A 24099-nucleotide genomic window follows, 5' to 3' on the forward strand; every position below is an offset into this window, starting at 1 on the left:
ATGGCCAAGCATGATGAAGTGCACTCTGAGCTGATTCGGGCCGGGGTTGTCAGTGGTTTCGATACCTGGGCGTTGCCCAGTTTCGATCCGCCGGCACCCGAGCCTGAACCGCAGCCGGAGCCGGAACCCGAGCCGCCGGAAATGGAGGAAGTGCCGCTGGAGGAAGTCCAGCCACTGACCCTCGAAGAGCTCGAAAGCATCCGCCAGGAAGCCTACAACGAAGGCTTCGCCGTGGGCGAAAAGGAAGGCTTTCACAGCGCCACGCTCAAGGTCCGTCAGGAAGCGGACGTGGCTCTGACGGCGAAAGTCTCGGCCCTGGAGCAACTGATGTCGCGCCTGTTCGAGCCTATCGCCGAACAGGACACGCTGATTGAAAAATCCTTGGTCGATCTTGTGCAGCACATCACTCGGCAAGTGATCCAGCGCGAACTGGCGATCGATTCGACGCAACTCGAACACGTGATGCGCGACGCGCTCAAGCTATTGCCGCTGGGTGCGAACAATGTGCGGCTGTACATCAATCCGCAGGATTTCGCCCAGGTCAAAGCCCTGCGCGAACGCCATGAGGAAACCTGGCGCATTGTCGAGGATGAGTCGCTGTTGCCGGGTGGTTGCCGGGTCGAGACCGAGCACAGTCGCATCGACGCTACCGTGGAAACCCGGGTCGCGCGGGTCATGGACAAGCTGCTCGATCAGTTGCACGAACAGGCGCTGCACCCGGCCGCGCCTGACTTGAGCGTCGATTTGACGGCAACAGCCAAACCGGCGGTCGCGCCTGAACCGGATGCACCTGATGCGCCTTGACCGCACCAGCTTTGCCAAGCGCCTGAGCAGTTACGCCGAGGCCACGACACTGGCCGGCGCACCGATCCTCGAGGGGCGCCTGCTGCGCATGGTCGGCCTGACCCTCGAAGCCGAAGGCCTGCGCGCCGCCATGGGCAGCCGCTGCATGGTCATCAACGATGACAGCTATCACCCGGTGCAGGTTGAAGCCGAAGTCATGGGTTTCTCCGGCAACAAAGTCTTTCTGATGCCCGTCGGCAGCGTTGCCGGCATTGCGCCCGGCGCCCGCGTGGTGCCGCTGTCTGACAGTGGCCGGCTGCCGATGGGCATGAGCATGCTGGGGCGTGTGCTCGACGGTGCCGGGCGTGCGCTGGACGGCAAGGGCGGAATGAAAGCCGAAGACTGGGTGCCGATGGACGGCCCGACGATCAACCCGCTCAAACGCGAGCCGATCAGCGAGCCGCTGGATGTGGGCATTCGCTGCATCAACGGCATGCTGACGGTCGGTCGTGGTCAGCGGCTCGGGCTGTTCGCCGGTACCGGTGTCGGTAAATCCGTGTTATTGGGGATGATGACGCGCTTCACCGAGGCCGACATCATCGTCGTCGGGCTGATCGGTGAGCGGGGTCGTGAAGTCAAAGAGTTCATCGAGCACATCCTCGGTGAAGAAGGGCTCAAGCGTTCGGTGGTGGTGGCGTCCCCGGCGGACGATGCGCCGTTGATGCGTCTGCGCGCCGCGATGTATTGCACGCGAATCGCCGAGTATTTCCGCGACAAGGGCAAGAATGTCTTGCTGCTCATGGATTCGCTGACCCGTTTTGCCCAGGCCCAGCGGGAAATCGCCCTGGCCATCGGCGAGCCGCCCGCGACCAAGGGCTATCCGCCGTCGGTGTTCGCCAAGCTGCCGAAACTGGTGGAGCGGGCGGGTAATGCGGAGAAGGGCGGTGGCTCGATCACCGCGTTCTACACCGTGCTGTCCGAGGGCGATGACCAGCAGGATCCGATAGCCGACTCGGCGCGAGGCGTGCTCGACGGTCACATCGTGCTGTCCCGGCGACTGGCCGAAGAAGGGCATTACCCTGCCATCGATATCGAGGCCTCCATCAGCCGGGTGATGCCGGCCGTGGTTTCGCCGGAACACATGATGCGCGCGCAATACTTCAAGCAGTTGTGGTCGCGCTATCAGCAGAGCCGCGACCTGATCAGCGTCGGCGCTTACGTCGCCGGTGGCGACCGCGAGACCGATCTGGCGATTTCCCTGCAGCCGCAATTGGTCAAATACCTGCGCCAGGGCCTCAACGACAGCATCAGCCTGGGCGAAAGCGAAGCGTATCTCGCCTCGATCTTCGCGCCAGCGGCGGGCGGTTAACCGGTCATGGCCCAGACTCGTGCAGGGCGTTTGGCCCCCGTGGTGGAAATGGCCGAAAAAGCCGAGAAAACCGCGGTGCAGCGTCTGGGGCATTTCCAGGGGCAGGTGCGGCTGGCAGAAAGCAAACTCGCCGACCTCGAAGCCTTTCGTCTGGATTATCAGGAACAATGGATCGTGCGCGGCAGCGGTGGCGTCTCCGGCCAATGGTTGCTGGGCTATCAGGGCTTTCTCGCGCAACTGGGGACGGCCATCGACCAGCAGCGTCAAAGCCTCGCCTGGCATCAGAACAATCTGAACAAGGCCCGGGAAACCTGGCAGCAGGCGTTTGCCCGGGTCGAAGGTTTGCGCAAGCTGGTGCAGCGTTATGCCGATGAGGCAAGGGCGCTGGAAGATCGGCGCGAGCAAAAGTTGATGGATGAATTGTCTCAGCGCTTGCCGCGGGACAATCCGTATTGATTGTAGGGTTTAAAAAGATCGCAGCTCCTACATTGAGCGCATGCAGTTTCGATTTGGCAGGCGCCGGCGAAGGGTGCGAGCTTTTGATCCTGATGGCGTAACTTGCCCCAACCTCTAGCCAATGCTAAACCTTGTACAACGAGGTTCCCCAGCGACAAGGAAGCCATGCCATGCCAGTCGTTTCAGAAATCTCCCCGGATGGGCAAAAACTGACGATATCGATCAAAGGACGATTCGATTTCGCCAAGCATCAAGAATTTCGTGAATCCTACGAAGATAAAACACTGTCAGCGGTCGTCGTCGACCTCAAGGAGGCCACCTACCTCGACAGTTCCGCATTGGGCATGTTGCTCTTGCTGCGCGACCACGCCGGCGGTGACGACTCTGACATTCAAGTGATCAACAGCACCCCGGATGTGCGAAAGATCCTCGCCATCTCCAACTTCGACAAGCTGTTCGACATCAGTTGATCCCCGTGCAGCCCTCTGAGCCGCTGACGATCCTGATCGCCGAAGACAGCGCTGCCGATCGCATGCTGTTGTCGAGCATTCTGCGTCGGCAGGGGCACGCGGTATTGACAGCCGCCGACGGTGCGCAAGCTGTCGACATCTTCCGCCAGCAGCAGCCGCATCTGGTGTTGATGGATGCCATGATGCCGGTGATGGATGGCTTCGAGGCGGCCCGGCAGATCAAGGCGTTGTCCGGGGAAAACCTGGTGCCGATCATCTTTCTCACGTCGTTGTCCGAGAGCGAGGCCCTGGCCCGCTGCCTGGAGGCGGGAGGCGACGACTTTCTGGCGAAACCCTATAACCAGGTGATCCTCGCAGCCAAGATCAAGGCGATGGATCGATTGCGACGGCTGCAGACTACGGTGCTGCAGCAGCGTGACCAGATCGCCAGGCATCACCAATACCTGCTCAACGAGCAGCGCGTGGCCAAAGCCGTGTTCGACAAGGTTGCGCACTCCGGTTGCCTGAATGCCGCTGCCAATATCCGCTATTTGCAGTCGCCCTATGCGCTGTTCAATGGCGACCTGTTACTGGCCGCCTATACCCCTTCCGGCGACATGCATGTGCTGCTCGGCGATTTCACCGGCCACGGTTTGCCCGCTGCGGTGGGTGCCATGCCCCTGGCCGAAGTCTTTTATGGCATGACGGCCAAGGGTTACGGATTCTCGCAAACCCTGCGCGAGATGAACGCCAAGCTCAAACGCATCCTGCCAGTGGACATGTTCTGTTGCGCCACCTTGCTGTGCCTGAGTATCCAGCGGCGCTCGGTGGAGGTCTGGAATGGCGGCATGCCGGACGGATACCTGCACCGCATGGCCGACGGCGAGCGAACGCCACTGACGGCACGGCATCTGCCGCTCGGGGTGCTGGGGCCGGAGTCGTTCGATGACCGGTCAGAGGTTTATCCCATGGCCATCGGCGATCGGGTTTTCCTGCTGTCCGACGGGGTGGTCGATACCTGTGATGCCAATGATCAGCTGTTTGGCGTGGAGCGCTTGCAGCAGGTGTTCGCGGCCAATCGTCAGCCAGATGCAGTGTTCGAAGAGATCGAGCAGGCACTGCGGGATTTTGGCGGTGAGTCCCGCGACGATGTGAGCATGGTCGAGATCAGTCTGCTGGAACCTGCGCAGACAAACCTGCCGGCACTGGTGTATTCCGACAGTGGCCAATCCTGTCCGCTGGATTGGTCAGCCAGCTTCGAGTTTCGCGCCGCGACGCTCAAACGCTTCAATCCGTTGCCCTATCTGTTGCAGTTGCTGCTGGAGGTGCATGGCCTGCGGGCTCAGAGCGGGGCGCTGTACAGCGTGCTGGCGGAGCTGTACTCCAATGCGCTGGAACATGGCGTGTTGGGCCTGGACTCGAGCCTGAAACGCAATGCCTCGGGTTTTGCGCGCTATTATCAAGAGCGCAGTGCACGCCTGGAGACGCTGCAGGACGGTTTCATCCGGGTGCACTTGCAGGTAAACCCCGAAGGCGAGGGCGGTCATCTGGCCATACACGTCGAGGACAGCGGCAAGGGGTTCGATGTGGCGCGGGTGATGGAGCGGCCGCTGGATGAGGTCCGTCTGTCGGGTCGCGGGGTCAGTCTGATCCGCCAATTGGGCAGAAACGCTCGTTGGACCGACGATGGACGAAGTGCCCGCGTGGAATTTTTCTGGAGCGCTCAGGCATAATCCCCGCATTCTTGATCAAGGAGTGAGCAAGTGGCTGATAAGCATCTAGATCTCGACATCTTGGCCGCGTTGCAGGAAGTCATGGAGGAGGAGTATTCGACGTTGCTGGATACTTTTCTTGCTGATTGCGAAGAGCGTTTAGACCACCTGCAAAAATCAGGCGACATTGTGCAGCTCATTGAAACCGCTCACAGCCTCAAAGGCAGCAGCGGCAACATGGGGGCCATCCATCTCGCGGCGTTATGCGGCACGCTCGAATCCAGTGCTCAGGACATGCCATCGGTGGACTTGAAAGCACTGGTCGCAGAAATTCACGATGAGTTCGCTTTCGTACGCCCCCTTTATGAAGCTGAGCTGCAGCGTTCCCTTTCGGAAATTTGAAGCCGTTTCTGCTGTTCGTCGTGTTCGAGCAAAACTGGCTCAACCCTTGCAGCTAACTCTTCCAACTGTATCTACGAGCCCCGTGCAGCGGAGACCGTTTCATGCCTGTCACCCCCAACACCTTGCTTCAGGCCGCCGCGCAGACCAAGGCGCAAACCGCGTCCGCCAATAGCCCGGCGCCGACCGTCGAGCCCGGGGGCAAGGCGGCCAGCTTCGCTCATGTGTATGCCAATCAAGCGCAGAACAAACCTTCAGCGATGGGCGATGGCTCAGCCAGGCCGATGCGCGATAAGGCGGCGGATGGCCCTGGTAAAAAAGACAGCAGCGACGACAAATCTGCCGCTGCACAGCCAGCGCTTGCCGATAACGGCAAATCCTTGCCTGCCGATCAATCGGCGCAGGCTGACGGCACGACGTCCACTGATGAGGCTCCAGAGGCAGGTCAATCTCCGGTTGCCGATGTGTTGCCCGTCGATCCAGCGCTTGATCCTGCATTGCAGGTCGCTCAAGCGATAGTGCCTGCAGCGCTGCCAGCGGAGGATGCCGCGCAGGAGGCCCCGTTAGACTCAGCGGTCTCGACTGCGGCGACGACAGCCCTTGCCGCCGACGCGGATTTCGACCCGCAAGCGGACCCGCTCGACGCATTGCCGGCGTTGCGCCTGGCGATGGAGCAGAGTGGGCATCTGTCCGCGTCCAGTCAGGCTCAGGCGAAGGGGGCGTCGACGTCAGCAGAAGCACAGGCTGACGGTGAGTTGACCTCGGCACAGAATTTCGCCACGGGCATGGCGAACATGCTGGACGTGCAGGCCGACAAGGACAGCACCAGCCAGGGTGGCGACAAGGCATTCAGCGGCTTGATCGATGACGGTCTCAAGGACCTCAAGGCTGCCACCAGCGATACCCGGGTCGACGATTTTGCCAATCGTCTGGCCGCGTTGACCCAGGCTGCCACGCCGAAAACCGCCAACGCCTTGCCGGTCAACCAGCCGATTGCCATGCACCAAAGCGGTTGGACCGAAGAGGTGGTGAATCGGGTCATGTACCTGTCCAGCGCCAATCTCAAGGCGGCTGACATTCAGTTGCAGCCTGCCGAACTTGGGCGTCTGGATATCCGGGTGAACATGGTTCCGGATCAGCAGACCCAAGTGACCTTCATGAGCGCCCATCCCGGTGTCCGTGAAGCGCTGGACAGCCAGATGCATCGCTTGCGGGACATGTTCGTGCAGCAGGGCATGGGGCAGGTTGACGTCAACGTGTCCGACCAGAATCGCGGTTCGCAGGATCAGGGGCAGAATCAGCAGGCCCGGAGCGGACGAGCTGACGCCAATGGCGGTCGACTTGACGGCGTGGACGAGAGTCTCACCCCAAGCGTCGCCGAAGTCGCCGCAACCACCACCAGCGTGATCGGCTCCAGCGCGGTTGACTACTACGCCTGACGAACACAACGCCCAACCTTGTAGGAGCGAGCTTGCTCGCGATGGACGTTAACGATGACGAGTGCCATCTGGAAAAACGCGGCGCTCTCACGTCTTTCGCGAGCAAGCTCGCTCCTACATGGCATAACACTTGCTCTTGCCTATCCGTGCGACTGTGAAAACCCGAATAGTGACGGATTATTGGCATGGCGAAGAGCGACGCAGCAGTAAAAGACCCCGCGACCAAAGGCAAACTCAAACTGATCATCGCGATCGTGGTGGCCCTGCTGCTGGCGATCGGTGTGTCCGTGGGTGCGACCTGGTACTTCATGCACAGCGCTCAGAACAAGCCGACCGCCGCCGTGGCTGAAACCGCCACCGTGGGCAAGCAGCCAGCGATTTTCGAATCGATGGCGCCCGCTTTCGTGGCCAACTTCAACCAGAACGGTCGTCAGCGCTACATGCAGGTGAGCATCACCATGCTCGGCCGCAATCAGGCTGATCTGGACGCGCTCAAGGTCCACATGCCGGTGATCCGCAATAACCTGGTGATGCTGTTCTCCGGTCAGGATTTCTCGACCCTCGCCTCGCCGGTCGGTCAGGAAATGCTGCGTCAGAAAGCCACGGCCAGCGTCCAGGAAGTGGCGCACAAAGAGCTGGGCAAAGTGGTGATCGAACAGTTGCTTTTCACTAATTTCGTACTGCAGTAGGAACACGACATGGCCGTGCAGGACCTGCTGTCCCAGGATGAGATCGATGCGCTGTTGCATGGCGTCGACGATGGTCTGGTACAGACCGAAAACGCTGCCGAACCCGGCACCGTCAAAAGCTATGACCTGACCAGCCAGGATCGCATCGTCCGTGGACGCATGCCGACGCTGGAAATGATCAACGAACGTTTCGCCCGCTATACGCGCATCAGCATGTTCAACATGTTGCGCCGCTCGGCGGACGTGGCGGTCGGTGGTGTGCAGGTGATGAAGTTCGGCGAATACGTGCACTCGCTGTACGTGCCGACCAGCCTCAATCTGGTCAAGATCAAACCCCTGCGCGGCACTGCGCTGTTCATTCTGGACGCCAAGCTGGTGTTCAAACTGGTGGACAACTTCTTCGGCGGCGATGGCCGCCACGCGAAGATCGAAGGTCGTGAGTTCACGCCGACCGAGCTGCGTGTGGTGCGCATGGTGCTGGAGCAGGCGTTCGTCGATCTGAAGGAAGCCTGGCAGGCGATCATGGAAGTGAACTTCGAGTACATCAACTCGGAAGTGAACCCGGCCATGGCCAACATCGTCGGCCCGAGCGAAGCCATTGTGGTGTCGACCTTCCACATCGAACTCGATGGTGGTGGCGGTGACCTGCACGTGACCATGCCGTACTCGATGATCGAGCCGGTGCGCGAAATGCTCGACGCCGGCTTTCAGTCCGACCTCGATGATCAGGACGAGCGCTGGGTCAACGCCCTGCGCCAGGACGTGCTGGACGTCGATGTGCCAATCGGCGCCACCGTGGCTCGTCGTCAGCTCAAGCTGCGCGACATCCTGCACATGCAGCCGGGGGACATCATCCCGGTCGACATGCCGGAAGACATGGTCATGCGCGCCAATGGCGTACCGGCCTTCAAGGTCAAGATGGGGTCGCACAAAGGCAACCTGGCGTTGCAAGTGATCGAGCCGATCGAGCGCCGTTGAGCGGTGCTTCTTACACATTCGCAGTTAACCGAATTCTGATTTTTTGCTCGCCGAGGACACTGACAATATGAACACCCAAGACGACCAGGCTCTGGCCGACGAGTGGGCGGCAGCCCTGGAAGAAACCGGTGACGCGCAGGCCGATATCGATGCCTTGCTGGCAGCCGATGCCGGGCTTTCGTCGTCCAACCGTCTGCCAATGGAAGAGTTTGGCAGCGTGCCGAAAAACAACGAGCCGGTCAGTCTCGAAGGTCCGAACCTGGACGTGATCCTGGATATCCCGGTATCGATTTCCATGGAAGTGGGCAGCACCGACATCAACATCCGCAACCTGCTGCAACTCAACCAGGGCTCGGTGATCGAGCTCGATCGTCTGGCCGGTGAGCCGTTGGACGTGCTGGTCAACGGCACCCTGATCGCCCATGGCGAAGTCGTAGTGGTCAACGAGAAGTTCGGCATCCGCCTGACCGACGTGATCAGCCCAAGCGAACGCATCAAGAAGCTGCGCTGAGTGAAACAGGTTCTGGGAGTTCTTCTGGCCTTGCCGATGAGCGCGCTGGCGGCCGAGCCGGTCGCTACGGCCACCGCCGCAGCTGCGCCGACGGTCAACAGCGGTGTGGCCGGGCAACTCACGCAATTGGTGTTTGGATTGCTGTTGGTGCTGGGGCTGATCTTCTTCCTGGCCTGGCTGCTGCGCCGGGTGCAACAGGCCGGACCGGCCGGTAAAGGCCAGGTCATCGAACTGATCGGTTCCCGCGCCCTGGGTCCGCGTGACCGGCTGATGCTGGTACAGGTCGGCAACGAGCAGATTCTGCTTGGCCTGAGCCCCGGCACCATCACTGCGCTGCACGTGCTCAAAGAGCCGGTGAAAGTGCCGGACGGGACTGAAAAAACGACTCCGGAATTTGCCCAGCGCCTGCTGGAGATCCTGGGCAAAGATCACAAGGATAAGAAGTAATGGGTGCGTTACGCATCGTCCTGACGCTGGCCCTGATGCTGGCTGCGCCGCTGGCGTTCGCCGCCGATCCATTGTCGATTCCGGCGATCACGTTGGGAACCAACGCCGAAGGCGCTCAGGAGTACTCGGTCAGCCTGCAAATCCTGCTGATCATGACCGCGCTGAGTTTCATCCCGGCGTTCGTCATGCTGATGACCAGTTTCACCCGGATCATCATCGTCTTCTCGATCCTGCGTCAGGCCCTTGGCCTGCAGCAGACGCCGTCGAACCAGATCCTCACGGGCATGGCACTGTTCCTGACGCTGTTCATCATGGCGCCGGTCTTCGATAGGGTGAACCAGGACGCCTTGCAGCCTTACCTGGCGGAAAAACTCACGGCGCAGGATGCCGTCGCCAAGGCCCAGGTGCCGATCAAGGACTTCATGCTCGCCCAGACCCGCAGCAGTGATCTGGAGTTGTTCATGCGTCTGTCCAAACGCACCGACATTGCCACGCCGGACCAGGCGCCGTTGACCATCCTGGTGCCGGCTTTCGTGACGTCCGAACTGAAGACCGCTTTCCAGATCGGCTTCATGATCTTCATTCCGTTTCTGATCATCGACCTGGTCGTGGCCAGTGTGCTGATGGCGATGGGTATGATGATGCTCTCGCCGCTGATCATTTCCCTGCCGTTCAAGATCATGCTGTTCGTGCTGGTGGATGGCTGGGCGTTGATCATTGGTACATTGGCCAGCAGTTTCGGCGGTGTCTCGCCATGACGCCTGAAGTTGCGGTCGATATCTTTCGCGAAGCGCTGTGGCTGACCACCATGATGGTGGCGGTGCTGGTGATTCCGAGTCTGCTCGTGGGGTTGCTGGTGGCGATGTTCCAGGCCGCCACCCAGATCAACGAACAGACCTTGAGTTTTCTGCCGCGCCTGTTGGTGATGCTGGTGACGCTGATCGTCGCCGGACCCTGGCTGGTGCAGACCTTCATGGAATACATCATCCAGCTGTACCACAACATTCCGATGGTCATCGGCTAAGCCATGCCTTCCCTGCTTCAGCTGACCGACACTCAGATCAGTACCTGGGTCGCGACCTTCATGCTGCCGCTGTTTCGCATCGGCGCATTGCTGATGGTGATGCCGGTGTTCGGCACCTCGCTGGTGCCCAAACGCATCCGTCTTTATTTCGCCCTGGCCATTACTGTGGTCATTGCTCCCAACCTGCCGCCCATGCCACCGGTGAACGCACTGGATTTGAGCGGATTGTTGCTGATCGCCGAGCAGATTCTCGTCGGTGCGATCCTGGGGTTCTCTCTGCAACTGTTTTTCCAGGCGTTCGTGGTGGCGGGGCAGATCGTCGCGATCCAGATGGGCATGGGCTTCGCCTCGATGGTCGACCCCACCAACGGCGTGTCGGTGGCGGTGATCGGGCAGTTCTTCACGATGCTGGTGACGCTGATGTTCCTGGCGATGAACGGCCATCTGGTGGTGTTCGAAGTTCTGACCGAAAGCTTCACTACGTTGCCGGTCGGGAGCGGCTTGATGGTCAATCATTACTGGGAACTGGCCGGCAAACTGGGCTGGGTGCTGGGCGCGGCACTGTTGCTGGTGTTGCCGGCGATCACCGCGTTGCTGGTGGTCAACATCGCCTTCGGCGTGATGACACGCGCGGCGCCGCAACTGAATATTTTCTCCATCGGCTTCCCGCTGACTCTGGTGCTCGGCCTGTTCATCGTCTGGGTCGGTCTGGCGGACATCCTCAATCAGTATCAGCCGCTGGCCACCGAGGCCCTGCAGTTTTTACGCGAACTGGCGAAGGCGCGCTGAGTCATGGCTGAGAGCGAAAGCGGTCAGGACAAGACAGAAGACCCCACGGAGAAAAAGAAAAAGGACGCCCGTGAAAAGGGTGAGATTGCCCGTTCCAAGGAGCTTAATACGCTGGCGATCATGCTCGCCGGTTCCGGCGCATTGCTGGTGTTCGGCGGGGCGCTGGCCCAGGAATTGATGGACCTGATGCGCCTGAATTTCACCCTGTCGCGGGAGGTGCTGCTGGATCCGCGTTCCATGGGTAGCTACCTGCTGCACTCGGGGCAGATTGCCTTGCTGGCGATTCAACCGGTGATGATTACCTTGCTGCTGGCCGCTTTGATCGGCCCGATTTCCCTCGGTGGCTGGCTGTTTTCCGCAGGCACCATGGCGCCCAAGTTCAGCCGGATGAACCCCGGCGCCGGGCTCAAGCGAATGTTCTCGGCCAAAGCCGTGGCCGAATTGCTCAAAGCCCTGGCAAAGTTTTTCATCGTGCTGTTCGTGGCCCTGCTGGTGCTGTCGGCGGACATCGACGACTTGCTGCGCATCGCCCATGAACCGCTGGATCGCGCGATCATTCACAGCCTGCAAGTGGTCGGCTGGAGCACGCTGTGGATGGCTTGCGGGCTGTTTATCATTGCCGCTGTCGACGTGCCGATCCAGATCTGGGAAAGCATCAAGAAACTCAAGATGACCAAGCAGGAAGTGCGTGACGAGCACAAGGATCAGGAGGGGCGGCCAGAGGTCAAGCAGCGGATTCGCCAGTTGCAGCGTGAAATGTCCCAGCGCCGGATGATGGCGGCGGTTCCCGACGCCGACGTGGTCATTACCAACCCGACCCACTACGCGGTAGCGCTCAAGTACGATCCGGACAAGGGTGGGGCGCCCATGCTGATCGCCAAGGGCAGCGATTTCCTGGCCCTGAAAATTCGCGAGATTGCCACGGCCAACGAGATTCTGCTGCTGGAGTCACCAGCGCTGGCGCGGTCGATTTACTACTCCACTGAGTTGGAGCAGGAAATTCCCGGCGGGCTCTATCTCGCGGTTGCCCAGGTATTGGCTTACGTCTATCAGATCCGCCAGTACCGCGCGGGTAAAGGTAAACGACCTGATCCGCTCAAGGATGACTTGCCGATTCCGCCGGACCTGCGCCGCGATTCCTGAGGTCTGCAGTGCTTATGCCGACGCCTTCGCTGGCAAGCCAGCTCCTACAGGGTTGTGTTGATTGCGTTGGATGTTGCGTAGATCTTGCCCACGCTTTCTGTAGGAGCCGGCTAGCCGGCGAAGGCGTCTGTTCAGGCAAAGAAAATCGCGGTTAAACCTCTCTATTTCAACCTCCCGCAAAAGTTGGAAAGCTTCTTGCAGTAGCCGCCCTGCGCCCGCTTCAGGCGTCAATGTTTTGCTTCAAAGGAACGGGGAATACCGGTGGATCGCTCTCAGTTAATCAGCGCAGCTCGCACAAACGTCGCCGACCTCAGTCGGGGCAATTTGGGTGTGCCGCTGTTGCTGCTGGTCATGCTGGCGATGATGATGTTGCCGATACCGCCGTTCCTGCTCGACGTGTTCTTCACGTTCAACATTGCGTTGTCGATTGTGGTCTTGCTGGTTTGCGTATACGCCCTGCGACCGCTTGATTTTGCGGTGTTCCCGACCATTCTGCTGGTGGCGACGCTGTTGCGCCTGGCGTTGAACGTGGCGTCCACGCGGGTGGTGATGCTCCACGGGCAGGATGGCCATGCGGCCGCCGGCAAGGTGATTCAGGCCTTCGGTGAGGTGGTGATCGGCGGCAACTATGTCGTGGGTATCGTGGTCTTCGCGATCCTGATGATCATCAACTTCGTCGTGGTGACCAAGGGTGCCGGGCGGATTTCCGAGGTGAGCGCGCGTTTCACCCTCGATGCGATGCCCGGCAAACAGATGGCGATCGACGCCGACCTCAACGCCGGCCTGATCGATCAGGCGCAGGCCAAGGCCCGTCGTTCGGAAGTCGCCCAGGAAGCCGAGTTCTACGGTTCCATGGACGGTGCCAGCAAGTTCGTGCGCGGTGATGCCATCGCCGGCTTGCTGATTCTGTTCATCAACCTGATCGGCGGCATGGCGGTCGGTATCTTCCAGCACGGCATGTCCTTCGGCGACGCCGGCAAGGTGTATGCGCTGCTGACCATCGGTGACGGTTTGGTGGCGCAATTGCCATCACTGTTGTTGTCCACGGCGGCCGCCATCATGGTGACCCGTGCTTCCGGTTCGGAAGACATGGGCAAACAGATCAATCGCCAGATGTTCGCCTCGCCCAAGGCGTTGGCGGTATCGGCGGGTTTGATGGCGGTCATGGGGCTCGTCCCCGGCATGCCGCACTTTTCCTTCCTGAGCATGGCAGCCCTTGCGGCGGGCGGTGCCTATCTGTTCTGGAAGAAGCAGAACGGTGCCAAGGTGCAGGCGCTGCAAGAGATCAAACGCCAGCAGGAATTGCTGCCATCGCCAGCGCGGGCCCAGGAAACCAAAGAGCTTGGTTGGGACGATGTGACGCCTATCGACATGATCGGCCTGGAAGTGGGTTACCGCCTGATTCCACTGGTGGATCGCAACCAGGGCGGTCAGCTGCTCGCACGGATCAAGGGCGTGCGCAAGAAGCTGTCCCAGGACCTGGGTTTCCTTATGCCGACTGTGCATATTCGCGACAACCTCGACCTGGCGCCGAGTGCCTATCGCCTGACGTTGATGGGGGTGATCCTGGCGGAAGCGGAAATTTACCCGGATCGCGAATTGGCGATCAATCCGGGGCAGGTCTATGGCACGCTCAACGGTATTACCGCCAAAGACCCGGCTTTTGGCCTGGAGGCGGTCTGGATCGAAATCAGCCAGCGTGCGCAAGCGCAATCGTTAGGGTATACAGTGGTCGATGCCAGTACTGTAGTGGCCACCCACTTGAACCAGATTCTCTACAAGCATTCCAGTGAGCTGATCGGCCACGAAGAAGTGCAGCAGCTCATGCAGTTGTTGGCCCGCAGCTCGCCAAAACTGGCCGAAGAGCTGGTGCCGGGAGTGGTGTCGCTGTCGCAACTGCTCAAGGTGTTGCAAGCGTTGTTGGCTGAACAGGTGCCGGTACGCGACATCCGCAGCATTGCCGAAGCCATCGCCAATAATGCGGCCAAGAGTCAAGATACCGCCGCCCTGGTGGCTGCGGTGCGTGTCGGTGTCTCTCGCGCCATCGTCCAAAGCATTGTAGGCACTGACTCCGAGCTTCCGGTGATCACGCTGGAGCCAAGGTTGGAACAGATATTGCTCAATAGTCTGCAGAAGGCAGGGCAGGGCTCGGAAGAGGGGGTTCTGCTGGAGCCAAGCATGGCTGAAAAGCTGCAGCGCTCGTTGATCGATGCAGCGCAGCGCCAGGAGATGCAAGGTCAACCGGTGATTCTGCTGGTAGCCGGTCCGGTTCGCGCGATGCTCTCGCGATTTGGCCGGCTCGCAGTCCCGGGTTTGCACGTGTTGGCTTATCAGGAAATCCCTGACAACAAGCAAGTGACCATCGTTGCGACAGTAGGGCCCAACGGCTGAGGTAGTGGTTTATGCAAGTTAAGCGTTTTTTCGCCGCCGATATGCGTCAGGCCATGAAGCTGGTTCGTGATGAGCTGGGCGCTGATGCTGCGATCATCGGCAACCGCCGAATCGCCGGCGGCGTCGAGCTGACTGCCGCGCTGGATTACAAGTTGTCGGCGCTGGCGCCGCGTGTGCCGAACCTCGAGCTCGAGGATGAGCTGCGCAAGACCCAGTCGCGGATCGTCACCGCCCAGGCCGAACTGAGCCTGCGCAGCGAAGGCGAGCGCGACGACAGCACCAACCTTCAGTTGTTCGCCGGCTTGCCGCTGACCGCTGCCGAGCCGTTGATTGAACCGACACTGGCCGAGCCTCGTCACCCTGCACCAGCGCCTGCTCCAGCAGCCGGTATCGATGCTCGGGTGTTCGACTCGATGCGGTTTGAGCTCAACAGTCTGCGTGAATTGATGGAAGTACAGCTCGGCTCGCTGGCGTGGAATCAGCTGCAAGGCAGCAGCCCGGGCCAGGCGAACCTGTGGCGGCGTCTGCAGCGCATTGGCCTGTCCGGCCCGTTGTCGCGTGATCTGCTGGCCATGATTACTGAAATTCAGGAGCCTCGTCAGGCCTGGCGCATGTTGCTGGCGCACCTGGCGCGAATGATCGTGACGCCGGAAATCGAGCCTCTGGAAGAAGGTGGCGTGATTGCCATGGTCGGCCCGGCCGGCATGGGCAAGACCACCACTCTGGCCAAGCTGGCAGCCCGCTACGTGCTCAAATACGGCGCGCAGAACATTGCGCTGGTCAGCATGGACAGTTTTCGCATCGGCGCCCAGGAGCAGCTGCGCACGCTTGGCCGCATCCTCAATGTACCGGTAACCCATGTCGATCCGGGGCAGTCCCTGGTGCAGGCGCTGGAGCCTCTGATGCGCAAGCGTGTGGTGCTGATCGATACCGCAGGCCTTCAGGCCAGCGACCCGGCGCTGCGCATGCAGCTTGAAAGCCTGGCTGGCCGTGGCATCCGCTCAAAAAATTATCTGGTCCTGGCAACCACTAGCCAAAAACAGGTTCTAACCGCCGCTTATCATAGTTACAAGCGCTGCGGGCTCGCTGGCTGCATCCTGACTAAACTGGATGAAACGGCAAGTCTGGGCGAAGTGTTGAGTCTAGCCATCAGCCATGAATTGCCGGTGGCGTATCTGACCGATGGCCCGCGGATTCCGGATGATTTGCATCTGCCGCGTCGTCATCAACTGGTCAGTCGCGCCGTTAGCGTGCAAATGCAGGAAGAACCCAGCGAAGAAGCCATGGCTGACATGTTCGCTGACATCTACCACAGCCCCACCAAGCAGGTAGGCTGAGGTGAAAATGAATAGTTTTTGTACCTACATCGATGGTCTGCCATGCATTGTTCCGTTTGTGAACGCGCAGCCAGTAATGTGGCCTCCGTCTATGCAAGACAAGGTAATGGAATAACATGGGCAGCATGCATCCTGTACAGGTGATCGCGGTGACCGGCGGCAAAGGTGGCGTCGGGAAAACTAATGTGTCAGTGAACTTGTCGCTGGCCTTGGCGGAACTAGGCCGGCGCGTCATGTTGCTGGACGCCGACCTGGGGCTGGCGAACGTCGACGTTCTGCTGGGCCTGACACCCAAACGTACCCTGGCCGACGTGATCGAAGGCCGCTGCGAGCTGCGCGACGTTCTGTTGCAGGGCCCCGGTGGCATTCGCATCGTTCCGGCGGCGTCCGGCACCCAGAGCATGGTTCACTTGAGCCCGGCTCAACACGCCGGCCTGATCCAGGCATTCAGTGATATCGGCGACAATCTCGATGTGCTGGTGATCGATACCGCCGCCGGTATCGGTGAGTCGGTCGTCAGCTTCGTTCGCGCCGCTCAGGAAGTGTTGCTGGTGGTCTGCGACGAGCCGACATCCATCACCGATGCCTACGCCTTGATCAAGTTGCTCAACCGCGACTACGGCATGAACCGTTTCCGCGTCCTGGCCAACATGGCCCAGAGTCCGCAGGAAGGGCGCAACCTGTTCGCCAAGTTGACCAAGGTCACCGACCGCTTCCTCGACGTCGCGCTGCAATACGTCGGCGCCGTGCCTTATGACGAAAGCGTGCGCAAGGCTGTGCAGAAGCAACGCGCCGTATATGAAGCCTTCCCGCGTTCCAAATGCTCGCTGGCGTTCAAGGCGATCGCGCAGAAGGTCGACACCTGGCCGCTGCCCGCCAACCCGCGTGGGCACCTGGAGTTTTTCGTCGAGCGCCTCGTGCAACAAACGGCAGGACCGGTGTTATGACCGCCAGCGGCTACAACCTCTACAAGCAATCGGCCCGCGATGCGCAGTACGAGCTGATCGAGCGTTACGCGCCGCTGGTCAAACGCATTGCCTACCACTTGCTGGCGCGTCTGCCGGCCAGTGTCCAGGTCGAAGACTTGATCCAGGCCGGGATGATCGGTCTGCTTGAAGTCTCGACCAAATACGACGCCAGCAAAGGCGCCAGTTTCGAGACGTACGCGGGCATACGAATCCGCGGCGCGATGCTCGATGAAGTGCGCAAGGGAGACTGGGCACCCCGTTCGGTTCACCGCAATACGCGCATGGTCAGCGACGCGATTCGCTCGATTGAAGCTAAAACCGGCCGTGACGCTAAAGATCACGAGGTTGCGGCCGAACTCCAATTGAGTCTCGATGATTATTACGGAATTTTGAACGACACCCTGGGTAGCCGGTTATTCAGTTTCGACGACCTGTTGCAGGACGGCGAACATGAGGGGCTGCACGAGGATGGCGCGAGTGCTCATCTCGAGCCGTCTCGCGATCTGGAAGATGAACGCTTCCAGGCAGCGCTGGCGGACGCGATTGCCAATTTGCCGGAGCGTGAGCGACTGGTGTTGGCGCTGTACTACGACGAAGAGTTGAATCTCAAGGAAATCGGGGAGGTCCTGGGGGTCAGCGAATCTCGGGTCAGCCAGTTACACAGCCAGTGCGCGGCCCGTTTGCGGGGGCGTTTGGGGGAGTGGCGAGCGCGCTGAAGGCAGTGTGGGGACACTGCGAATGGAGCTGGTGTGGCGTTGAACTGCACCGGTCTCGATCTGTTGTGCTCCAGACAGTCATTGAGTGCTTTGCCGGATTGAATGAAATGGCGCGTCCAGGTGCTGGGCGCGTTTAAGACTGCTTGGAGGTCGAATTGGACAAGAACATGAAAATCCTCATCGTTGATGACTTCTCAACGATGCGGCGGATCATCAAGAACCTGCTGCGTGACCTTGGGTTCACCAACACCGTCGAGGCCGATGATGGCACTACCGCCATTCCGGTGCTCAACAGCGGAAGCATCGACTTTCTGGTAACGGACTGGAACATGCCGGGCATGACCGGCATCGATCTGCTGCGCCACGTGCGTGCCGATGAAAAGCTCAAGCACCTGCCGGTGCTGATGGTAACCGCTGAAGCCAAGCGTGAGCAGATCATCGAAGCGGCCCAGGCCGGCGTTAACGGCTATGTGGTCAAACCCTTCACAGCCCAGGCGTTGAAAGAAAAAATCGAGAAGATTTTCGAACGCATCGGTTGAACGGCGCCACGGGGGAGCTATGGGGAATAACGAATCTTCATTGGGCGATTTTGAATCGACCCTGAAAAAACACGCCGTCGAATTGGTCGCAAGCCTTGAAAAAGGCAAGTTCGGCGACGCTGTGCAATTGATCCATGAGCTCAATCAGACCCGTGATCGCGGCCTGTATCAGGAGGTGGGCAAGCTCACCCGCGAGCTGCATAGCGCGATCGTCAATTTTCAGATTGACCCGCACATGCCGCAAGCCGCAGAAGTGTCCCAGATCACCGACGCCGCCGAGCGTCTGGGCTACGTTGTGAAGCTGACCGAAGCCGCGGCCAATCGCACCATGGACCTGGTCGAAAGCGCCACGCCACTGGTCAACAGCCTGGGTGATGAAGCCCAGGCCTTGAGCACGGACTGGGGGCGCTTCATGCGTCGCGAAGTCGGGGCCGAAGAATTTCGCGAGCTGGCACGACGGGTCGACGGTTTTCTGTCGCGCAGCAGTGTCGATAGTCGTGCGGTGTCGAGCAACCTTAACGACATCCTGCTCGCCCAGGATTACCAGGACCTCACGGGGCAGGTGATCAAGCGCGTGACCCAGTTGGTCACCGAAGTTGAAAGCAACTTGCTCAAGCTCGTGCTGATGGCCAGTCAGGTGGACCGCTTTGCGGGCATCGAACATGACCGTGCCGCGATGCTTGCAGAAAAAGATCCACAAAAACATCTCTCTCAGGGTGAAGGTCCGCAGATTCATGCCGATAAAAGAGAAGACGTTGTGTCCGGTCAGGACGATGTGGACGATTTGTTATCCAGCCTAGGGTTCTAGCGTTTTAGCATTTTAGGTTTTTGGGTTTTTTGACCTTTAGGAGCACCCCCCTACATGAGCTTCGGCGCCGATGAAGAGATCCTTCAGGATTTCCTGGTTGAGGCCGGCGAGATTCTAGAGCAACTGTCCGAACAACTGGTCGAGCTGGAAAGCCGTCCGGATGATGCGGATTTGCTCAATGCAATTTTTCGCGGTTTTCACACTGTAAAAGGGGGCGCCGGCTTCCTCCAGCTCAACGAGCTGGTGGAGTGCTGCCACATCGCCGAGAACGTGTTCGACATCTTGCGCAAGGGTGAGCGTCGCGTCGATTCGGAGTTGATGGACGTGGTGCTCGAAGCACTGGACGCGGTGAACGGTATGTTCAGCGAAGTCCGCGAGCGCTGCCCGATCACGGCCGCCACACCTCAATTGCTCGCCGCACTGGCGCGTCTGGCAGAACCTCAGGCAGCTGACGAGGCGGCGCCTGCCCCCGTCGCCGAAGTGGTTGGCGCTCCTCAAAGCGAATCGGGTGACATCACCGACAACGAATTCGAACAACTGCTGGATTCGCTGAACGCCGTCAAGGCACAGGCCGAGGCTCCGGCGGCTGCTCCAGTCTCGGCCGGCAATGCCGCGGCAAGCGATGAAATCACCGATGCCGAGTTCGAGTCCCTGCTCGATCAATTGCACGGTAAAGGCCAGTTCGCCGTCGACGCAATCGCGCCAGCGCCTGTTGCGCCACCAGCGCCGAAAGCCGCTGGCGACAGCTCCGACATTACCGATGAAGAATTCGAAGCGCTGCTCGATCAGCTGCACGGCAAGGGTAACTTTGCCGTCGAAGCGCTGGAATCGGCGATTGCCTCGGTGCCCGTGCCCGCAGCGCCAAGCGCTGTAGCGGCCGGTAGCGATCTGATCACCGACCACGAGTTCGAATCGCTGCTCGACGAGCTGCATGGCAAAGGCAAGTTCAGCGAAGTCGGCACCGCGAAGGTGGTGAGCGGGGCGAGTGCGTCCGTCGCGGCCCCGGCAGTCAAAGCCGCCGCGCCCACGCCTGTAGCCAAGGCCCCGGAACCGAAAGCCCAAGCGCCTGCCGCAGCACCGGCGCCGGCCCGCGCTGTCGCCGCGCCGCCGGCGGAAAAAACGGCCAGCGAAGCCGAGACCACCGTGCGGGTCGATACCGCGCGTCTCGACGAAATCATGAACATGGTCGGCGAGTTGGTGCTGGTGCGTAACCGCCTGGTACGCCTGGGTGCCAACAGCGCCGATGAAGCCATGTCCAAGGCGGTGTCGAACCTCGATGTGGTGACGGCCGACCTGCAAACCGCGGTCATGAAGACCCGGATGCAACCGATCAAGAAAGTCTTCGGGCGCTTCCCGCGCCTGGTTCGCGACCTGGCTCGGCAGCTCAAGAAAGAGATCAACCTGGAGCTGGTCGGCGAAGAAACCGACCTCGACAAGAACCTCGTCGAAGCCCTGGCCGACCCATTGGTCCACTTGGTGCGCAACGCGGTCGACCACGGCATCGAGTCGCCGGAAGAACGCGAAGCCTCGGGCAAGGCACGTGGCGGCAAGGTGGTTCTGGCCGCCGAGCAGGAAGGCGATCACATCCTGCTGTCGATCTCCGATGACGGCAAAGGCATGGACCCGAACGTCCTGCGTTCCATCGCGGTAAAACGTGGCGTGATGGACAAGGACGCGGCCGATCGCCTGAGCGATACCGAGTGCTACAACCTGATCTTCGCCCCGGGCTTCTCGACCAAGACCGAGATTTCCGACGTGTCGGGTCGCGGCGTGGGCATGGACGTGGTGAAAACCAAGATTTCCCAGCTCAACGGTTCGATCAATATCTACTCGGCCAAGGGCCAGGGCTCGAAAATCGTCATCAAGGTGCCACTGACCCTCGCGATCATGCCGACGCTGATGGTGATGCTTGGCAACCAGGCGTTTGCGTTCCCGCTGGTGAACGTCAACGAGATCTTCCACCTTGACCTGTCGACCACCAACGTCGTCGATGGCCAGGAAGTGGTGATCGTACGGGACAAGGCCTTGCCATTGTTCTACCTCAAGCGCTGGCTGGTCAGTTCCGCCGCTCACGAAGAGCAGCGCGAAGGCCATGTGGTGATCCTTTCGGTGGGCACTCAGCGGATCGGCTTCGTCGTCGATCAACTGGTGGGCCAGGAAGAAGTGGTCATCAAGCCATTGGGCAAAATGCTTCAGGGAACGCCGGGCATGTCGGGCGCCACCATTACCGGTGACGGTCGCATCGCGCTGATCCTCGATGTCCCGAGCATGCTCAAGCGTTACGCCACACGGCGTATTTGATTCTGGTGGGGCGGGGCGACCGAGCTTCGCTCCATCTAATGGAGTGTTTATGGCAGTCAAAGTCCTGGTGGTGGATGATTCGGGTTTTTTCCGCCGCCGCGTCTCGGAAATTCTTTCAGCGGATTCCAATATCCAGGTCGTCGGCACCGCAACCAACGGCAAAGAGGCGATTGATCAAGCGTTGGCCCTCAAGCCCGACGTGATCACCATGGACTACGAGATGCCGATGATGGACGGCATCACCGCCGTGCGGCACATCATGCAACGCTGCCCGACCCCGGTGTTGATGTTCTCTTCGCTGACCCATGAAGGCGCCCGGGTGACCCTCGATGCGCTGGATGCCGGCGCTGTGGATTTTCTGCCGAAAAATTTCGAAGACATCTCGCGCAACCCCGAGAAGGTCAAGCAACTGCTGTGCGAAAAGATCCTGAGCATCTCGCGCAGCAACCGTCGTGTCAGCACCTACAGTGCTCCGACGCCAGTGCACGCCCCGGCCCCGGCCCCTGCGCCTTCGAGCATTGGCAGTTACGCCAGCAGCGTGCCTGCACGCCCGGTCCCGACACCGGTCCCTGCGCGTTCCCATGCGCCTGCGCCGTCGTCGCCAGCGCCCAAACGCAAAGCCTACAAACTGCTGGCCATCGGTACGTCCACGGGCGGGCCGGTTGCCCTGCAGCGGGTCTTGACCCAATTGCCGGCCAACTTCCCGGCACCGATCGTGTTGATCCAGCACATGCCGGCCGCGTTCACCAAAGCCTTCGCCGAGCGTCTGGACAAGCTCTGCCGCATCAGCGTCAAGGAAGCCGAGGATGGCGACATCCTGCGACCTGGCCTGGCGCTGCTGGCGCCGGGCGGCAAACAGATGATGGTCGATGGTCGGGGCGCGGTGAAAATCCTCCCGGGCGACGAACGTCTGAATTACAAGCCGTGCGTGGACATCACGTTCGGTTCGGCGGCCAAGACCTACGGTGACAAAGTTCTGGCGGTTGTGTTGACCGGCATGGGTGCCGACGGCCGCGAAGGCGCGCGCCTGCTCAAGCAGGGCGGCAGTACGATCTGGGCTCAGGACGAAGCCAGTTGCGTGATCTACGGCATGCCGATGGCCATCGTCAAAGCTGAACTCGCCGACGCGGTGTACAGCCTGGACGAGATCGGCCGGCACATCGTCGAGGCGTGCGTCTGATGGATGTTCTGAGCCTGATCGGCATCATCATGGCGTTCGTCGCCATCATTGGCGGCAACTACCTCGAAGGCGGACATCTCGGCGCGTTGGCCAACGGCCCGGCGGCCTTGATCGTACTGGGTGGGACCGTCGGTGCTGCGCTGCTGCAATCGCCGATGAGCGCCTTCAAGCGTGCGATGCAGATTCTGGCGTGGATCCTGTTTCCGCCGCGCGTCGACCTCGCCGGTGGCATCGACCGCGTGGTGAACTGGAGTTTGACGGCGCGCAAGGAAGGCCTGCTGGGCCTGGAAGGCATCGCCGACGCCGAACCGGATAATTACTCGCGCAAAGGCCTGCAATTGTTGGTCGACGGCGCTGAGCCAGAGGCCATCCGCAGCATTCTCGAAGTGGATTTCTACACCCAGGAAAGCCGCGATGTCGAAGCGGCCAAAGTGTTTGAAAGCATGGGCGGCTATGCGCCGACTATCGGCATCATCGGCGCGGTCATGGGCCTGATTCATGTGATGGGTAACCTCGGCGATCCTTCGCAATTGGGCAACGGCATTGCCGTGGCTTTTGTTGCCACCATCTACGGTGTGGCCAGTGCCAACCTGGTGCTGTTGCCGATTGCCGCCAAGCTCAAGTCCATCGCGTTGCGCCAGTCGCGTTACCGCGAAATGTTGCTCGAAGGCATCCTGTCGATCGCCGAAGGTGAAAACCCTCGATCCATTGAATTGAAGCTCCAAGGCTTCATGGATTGATGGGGGTAAAGGACTATGGCTCGTCGTCGCCAGCATGAAGAGCACGTAAACCATGAGCGTTGGCTGGTGTCCTACGCCGACTTCATCACTTTGCTGTTCGCCTTCTTCGTGGTGATGTACTCCATCTCGTCGGTCAATGAAGGCAAGTACAAGATCATTTCCGAGGCATTGATCGGCGTCTTCAGCGACACCGATCGCGCGCTCAAGCCGATCCCGATTGGCGACGAGCGACCGAAGACCGTCACACCGGCCAAACCTTTGGTCAAGGACAGCGACGAGGTCGACGCCGGTGTGGCCGGTGCCAGCGATCCGCTCAAAAGCATCGCCGACGACATCAGCGCAGCGTTCGGCGATCTGATCAGTTCCCATCAGATGACCGTGCGCGGCAACGAGTTATGGGTCGAGATCGAGCTCAACTCCAGCCTGTTGTTCGGCAGTGGCGATGCCATGCCCAGCGACATTGCGTTCAACATCATCGACAAGGTCGCGGCGATTCTGAAGCCGTTCGACAACCCGATTCATGTTGAAGGCTTTACCGATGACCAACCGATCCGCACCGCGCAGTACCCGACCAATTGGGAGCTGTCGTCTGCCCGCTCGGCGAGCATCGTGCGCATGCTTGCGATGCAGGGGGTACACCCTGGGCGCCTGGCGTCGGTGGGTTACGGTGAATTCCAGCCAGTGGCCAATAACGCTACGAGCGAAGGCCGGGCGCGCAACCGCCGCGTTGTGCTGGTGGTCTCGCGCAACCTGGATGTGCGCCGCAGCCTGACCGCCACCGGAACCGCCAAAGCGCAACCGGACGCCGCGCTGAAGCGTGCTGGCACACAAACTGCACCGACCACCGTCAAGTCGCCGGTACGAGAGAGCGCCGTCAAATCTCCGTCACCCGTATTAACACGTTGAGCTATTTCTCGGCCGATCCACTTGG

25 protein-coding genes are annotated in these 24099 nt (G+C 60.4%); all 25 read left to right on the plus strand.

The features are described from left to right. The 25 genes from fliH (at window position 1) to motD (ending at window position 24074) form a co-directional block, all read left to right on the plus strand. Window positions 1-804 carry a flagellar assembly protein FliH gene (fliH, locus tag AD668_RS07780; protein ID WP_053156597.1) on the plus strand — a complete coding sequence of 268 codons (804 nt, stop codon included), beginning with the start codon at window positions 1-3 and terminating at the stop codon, window positions 802-804. After that, window positions 794-2152 carry a flagellar protein export ATPase FliI gene (gene fliI / locus AD668_RS07785; RefSeq protein WP_053156600.1) on the plus strand — a complete coding sequence of 453 codons (1359 nt, stop codon included), beginning with the start codon at window positions 794-796 and terminating at the stop codon, window positions 2150-2152. Before fliH ends, fliI begins: the two co-directional genes overlap by 11 nt. 6 nt (window positions 2153-2158) lie before the next feature. Further along, complete coding sequence (fliJ, locus tag AD668_RS07790; protein WP_053156603.1) at window positions 2159-2608, plus strand: flagellar export protein FliJ; 450 nt, start codon at window positions 2159-2161, stop codon at window positions 2606-2608. A 170-nt stretch (window positions 2609-2778) separates the two neighbouring features. After that, the gene (locus AD668_RS07795) at window positions 2779-3078 is read left to right on the plus strand and encodes an STAS domain-containing protein (protein ID WP_053156606.1); all 300 of its coding nucleotides are present in this window, start codon (window positions 2779-2781) and stop codon (window positions 3076-3078) included. A 5-nt stretch (window positions 3079-3083) separates the two neighbouring features. Next, window positions 3084-4790 carry a fused response regulator/phosphatase gene (locus AD668_RS07800; protein ID WP_053156608.1) on the plus strand — a complete coding sequence of 569 codons (1707 nt, stop codon included), beginning with the start codon at window positions 3084-3086 and terminating at the stop codon, window positions 4788-4790. 30 nt (window positions 4791-4820) lie between these two features. Next, window positions 4821-5171 carry an Hpt domain-containing protein gene (locus AD668_RS07805; RefSeq protein WP_053156610.1) on the plus strand — a complete coding sequence of 117 codons (351 nt, stop codon included), beginning with the start codon at window positions 4821-4823 and terminating at the stop codon, window positions 5169-5171. A gap of 101 nt (window positions 5172-5272) precedes the next feature. Continuing rightward, window positions 5273-6607 carry a flagellar hook-length control protein FliK gene (locus AD668_RS07810; protein ID WP_053156612.1) on the plus strand — a complete coding sequence of 445 codons (1335 nt, stop codon included), beginning with the start codon at window positions 5273-5275 and terminating at the stop codon, window positions 6605-6607. Between the two features lie 185 nt (window positions 6608-6792). Then, window positions 6793-7296 carry a flagellar basal body-associated protein FliL gene (gene fliL / locus AD668_RS07815; RefSeq protein ID WP_053156614.1) on the plus strand — a complete coding sequence of 168 codons (504 nt, stop codon included), beginning with the start codon at window positions 6793-6795 and terminating at the stop codon, window positions 7294-7296. Between the two features lie 9 nt (window positions 7297-7305). After that, the gene (gene fliM / locus AD668_RS07820) at window positions 7306-8274 is read left to right on the plus strand and encodes a flagellar motor switch protein FliM (RefSeq protein WP_053156617.1); all 969 of its coding nucleotides are present in this window, start codon (window positions 7306-7308) and stop codon (window positions 8272-8274) included. 67 nt (window positions 8275-8341) lie between these two features. After that, a complete protein-coding gene (gene fliN / locus AD668_RS07825) occupies window positions 8342-8785 on the plus strand; it encodes a flagellar motor switch protein FliN (RefSeq protein WP_053156620.1) in 444 nt (147 codons plus the stop codon). Next, window positions 8786-9232 carry a flagellar biosynthetic protein FliO gene (gene fliO, locus AD668_RS07830; RefSeq protein WP_053156621.1) on the plus strand — a complete coding sequence of 149 codons (447 nt, stop codon included), beginning with the start codon at window positions 8786-8788 and terminating at the stop codon, window positions 9230-9232. Further along, complete coding sequence (fliP, locus tag AD668_RS07835; protein ID WP_053156624.1) at window positions 9232-9990, plus strand: flagellar type III secretion system pore protein FliP; 759 nt, start codon at window positions 9232-9234, stop codon at window positions 9988-9990. Before fliO ends, fliP begins: the two co-directional genes overlap by 1 nt. Further along, the gene (fliQ, locus tag AD668_RS07840; RefSeq protein ID WP_008077662.1) at window positions 9987-10256 is read left to right on the plus strand and encodes a flagellar biosynthesis protein FliQ; all 270 of its coding nucleotides are present in this window, start codon (window positions 9987-9989) and stop codon (window positions 10254-10256) included. Before fliP ends, fliQ begins: the two co-directional genes overlap by 4 nt. A 3-nt stretch (window positions 10257-10259) precedes the next feature. Next, entirely contained in the window at window positions 10260-11045 is a 786-nt protein-coding gene (gene fliR / locus AD668_RS07845; RefSeq protein WP_053156627.1) for a flagellar biosynthetic protein FliR, read from the plus strand. 3 nt (window positions 11046-11048) lie between these two features. Beyond that, window positions 11049-12188, plus strand: a complete 1140-nt coding sequence (gene flhB, locus AD668_RS07850) for a flagellar biosynthesis protein FlhB (protein WP_053156630.1) — start codon at window positions 11049-11051, stop codon at window positions 12186-12188. 261 nt (window positions 12189-12449) lie between these two features. Beyond that, window positions 12450-14579, plus strand: coding sequence for a flagellar biosynthesis protein FlhA (gene flhA / locus AD668_RS07855; protein ID WP_053156633.1), 2130 nt, complete (start codon window positions 12450-12452; stop codon window positions 14577-14579). Window positions 14580-14590: 11 nt separating this feature from the next. Continuing rightward, window positions 14591-15916 carry a flagellar biosynthesis protein FlhF gene (gene flhF, locus AD668_RS07860; RefSeq protein WP_053156636.1) on the plus strand — a complete coding sequence of 442 codons (1326 nt, stop codon included), beginning with the start codon at window positions 14591-14593 and terminating at the stop codon, window positions 15914-15916. A 116-nt stretch (window positions 15917-16032) separates the two neighbouring features. Then, window positions 16033-16863, plus strand: a complete 831-nt coding sequence (gene fleN, locus AD668_RS07865) for a flagellar synthesis regulator FleN (RefSeq protein WP_007975361.1) — start codon at window positions 16033-16035, stop codon at window positions 16861-16863. Then, window positions 16860-17600: an RNA polymerase sigma factor FliA gene (gene fliA / locus AD668_RS07870; RefSeq protein WP_018925059.1), complete on the plus strand. Its 741-nt coding sequence runs from the start codon at window positions 16860-16862 to the stop codon at window positions 17598-17600. The genes fleN and fliA overlap by 4 nt, the downstream gene beginning before the upstream one ends. 167 nt (window positions 17601-17767) lie before the next feature. After that, the gene (locus AD668_RS07875) at window positions 17768-18139 is read left to right on the plus strand and encodes a chemotaxis response regulator CheY (protein WP_003183998.1); all 372 of its coding nucleotides are present in this window, start codon (window positions 17768-17770) and stop codon (window positions 18137-18139) included. A gap of 19 nt (window positions 18140-18158) precedes the next feature. After that, complete coding sequence (locus tag AD668_RS07880; RefSeq protein ID WP_053156640.1) at window positions 18159-18947, plus strand: protein phosphatase CheZ; 789 nt, start codon at window positions 18159-18161, stop codon at window positions 18945-18947. A gap of 54 nt (window positions 18948-19001) precedes the next feature. Then, the gene (locus AD668_RS07885; protein ID WP_053156643.1) at window positions 19002-21248 is read left to right on the plus strand and encodes a chemotaxis protein CheA; all 2247 of its coding nucleotides are present in this window, start codon (window positions 19002-19004) and stop codon (window positions 21246-21248) included. Window positions 21249-21297: 49 nt separating this feature from the next. After that, entirely contained in the window at window positions 21298-22428 is a 1131-nt protein-coding gene (locus AD668_RS07890) for a chemotaxis response regulator protein-glutamate methylesterase (RefSeq protein ID WP_053156646.1), read from the plus strand. After that, window positions 22428-23168 carry a flagellar motor protein gene (locus AD668_RS07895; protein ID WP_053156650.1) on the plus strand — a complete coding sequence of 247 codons (741 nt, stop codon included), beginning with the start codon at window positions 22428-22430 and terminating at the stop codon, window positions 23166-23168. Before AD668_RS07890 ends, AD668_RS07895 begins: the two co-directional genes overlap by 1 nt. Window positions 23169-23183: 15 nt before the next feature. Next, window positions 23184-24074, plus strand: coding sequence for a flagellar motor protein MotD (motD, locus tag AD668_RS07900; RefSeq protein WP_053156653.1), 891 nt, complete (start codon window positions 23184-23186; stop codon window positions 24072-24074). The last annotated feature ends 25 nt before the right edge of the window (window positions 24075-24099 follow it).

This window comes from Pseudomonas sp. P1.8 (assembly GCF_001269805.1).
In the GTDB taxonomy this organism is placed as follows: Bacteria; Pseudomonadota; Gammaproteobacteria; order Pseudomonadales; family Pseudomonadaceae; genus Aquipseudomonas.

What these genes read in the sequence shown, in the direction of transcription:
- AD668_RS07885 (WP_053156643.1), top strand. Translation starts at nt 19,002, where the DNA reads ATGAGCTTCGGCGCCGATGAAGAGATCCTTCAGGATTTCCTGGTTGAG.
- fliA (WP_018925059.1), top strand. Translation starts at nt 16,860, where the DNA reads ATGACCGCCAGCGGCTACAACCTCTACAAGCAATCGGCCCGCGATGCG.
- AD668_RS07890 (WP_053156646.1), top strand. Translation starts at nt 21,298, where the DNA reads ATGGCAGTCAAAGTCCTGGTGGTGGATGATTCGGGTTTTTTCCGCCGC.
- fliM (WP_053156617.1), top strand. Translation starts at nt 7,306, where the DNA reads ATGGCCGTGCAGGACCTGCTGTCCCAGGATGAGATCGATGCGCTGTTG.
- fliJ (WP_053156603.1), top strand. Translation starts at nt 2,159, where the DNA reads ATGGCCCAGACTCGTGCAGGGCGTTTGGCCCCCGTGGTGGAAATGGCC.
- fliR (WP_053156627.1), top strand. Translation starts at nt 10,260, where the DNA reads ATGCCTTCCCTGCTTCAGCTGACCGACACTCAGATCAGTACCTGGGTC.
- fliH (WP_053156597.1), top strand. Translation starts at nt 1, where the DNA reads ATGGCCAAGCATGATGAAGTGCACTCTGAGCTGATTCGGGCCGGGGTT.
- AD668_RS07795 (WP_053156606.1), top strand. Translation starts at nt 2,779, where the DNA reads ATGCCAGTCGTTTCAGAAATCTCCCCGGATGGGCAAAAACTGACGATA.
- AD668_RS07895 (WP_053156650.1), top strand. Translation starts at nt 22,428, where the DNA reads ATGGATGTTCTGAGCCTGATCGGCATCATCATGGCGTTCGTCGCCATC.
- fliP (WP_053156624.1), top strand. Translation starts at nt 9,232, where the DNA reads ATGGGTGCGTTACGCATCGTCCTGACGCTGGCCCTGATGCTGGCTGCG.
- fliI (WP_053156600.1), top strand. Translation starts at nt 794, where the DNA reads ATGCGCCTTGACCGCACCAGCTTTGCCAAGCGCCTGAGCAGTTACGCC.
- AD668_RS07875 (WP_003183998.1), top strand. Translation starts at nt 17,768, where the DNA reads ATGAAAATCCTCATCGTTGATGACTTCTCAACGATGCGGCGGATCATC.
- fliN (WP_053156620.1), top strand. Translation starts at nt 8,342, where the DNA reads ATGAACACCCAAGACGACCAGGCTCTGGCCGACGAGTGGGCGGCAGCC.
- fliL (WP_053156614.1), top strand. Translation starts at nt 6,793, where the DNA reads ATGGCGAAGAGCGACGCAGCAGTAAAAGACCCCGCGACCAAAGGCAAA.
- fliQ (WP_008077662.1), top strand. Translation starts at nt 9,987, where the DNA reads ATGACGCCTGAAGTTGCGGTCGATATCTTTCGCGAAGCGCTGTGGCTG.
- flhB (WP_053156630.1), top strand. Translation starts at nt 11,049, where the DNA reads ATGGCTGAGAGCGAAAGCGGTCAGGACAAGACAGAAGACCCCACGGAG.
- AD668_RS07880 (WP_053156640.1), top strand. Translation starts at nt 18,159, where the DNA reads ATGGGGAATAACGAATCTTCATTGGGCGATTTTGAATCGACCCTGAAA.
- AD668_RS07810 (WP_053156612.1), top strand. Translation starts at nt 5,273, where the DNA reads ATGCCTGTCACCCCCAACACCTTGCTTCAGGCCGCCGCGCAGACCAAG.
- flhF (WP_053156636.1), top strand. Translation starts at nt 14,591, where the DNA reads ATGCAAGTTAAGCGTTTTTTCGCCGCCGATATGCGTCAGGCCATGAAG.
- fleN (WP_007975361.1), top strand. Translation starts at nt 16,033, where the DNA reads ATGGGCAGCATGCATCCTGTACAGGTGATCGCGGTGACCGGCGGCAAA.
- motD (WP_053156653.1), top strand. Translation starts at nt 23,184, where the DNA reads ATGGCTCGTCGTCGCCAGCATGAAGAGCACGTAAACCATGAGCGTTGG.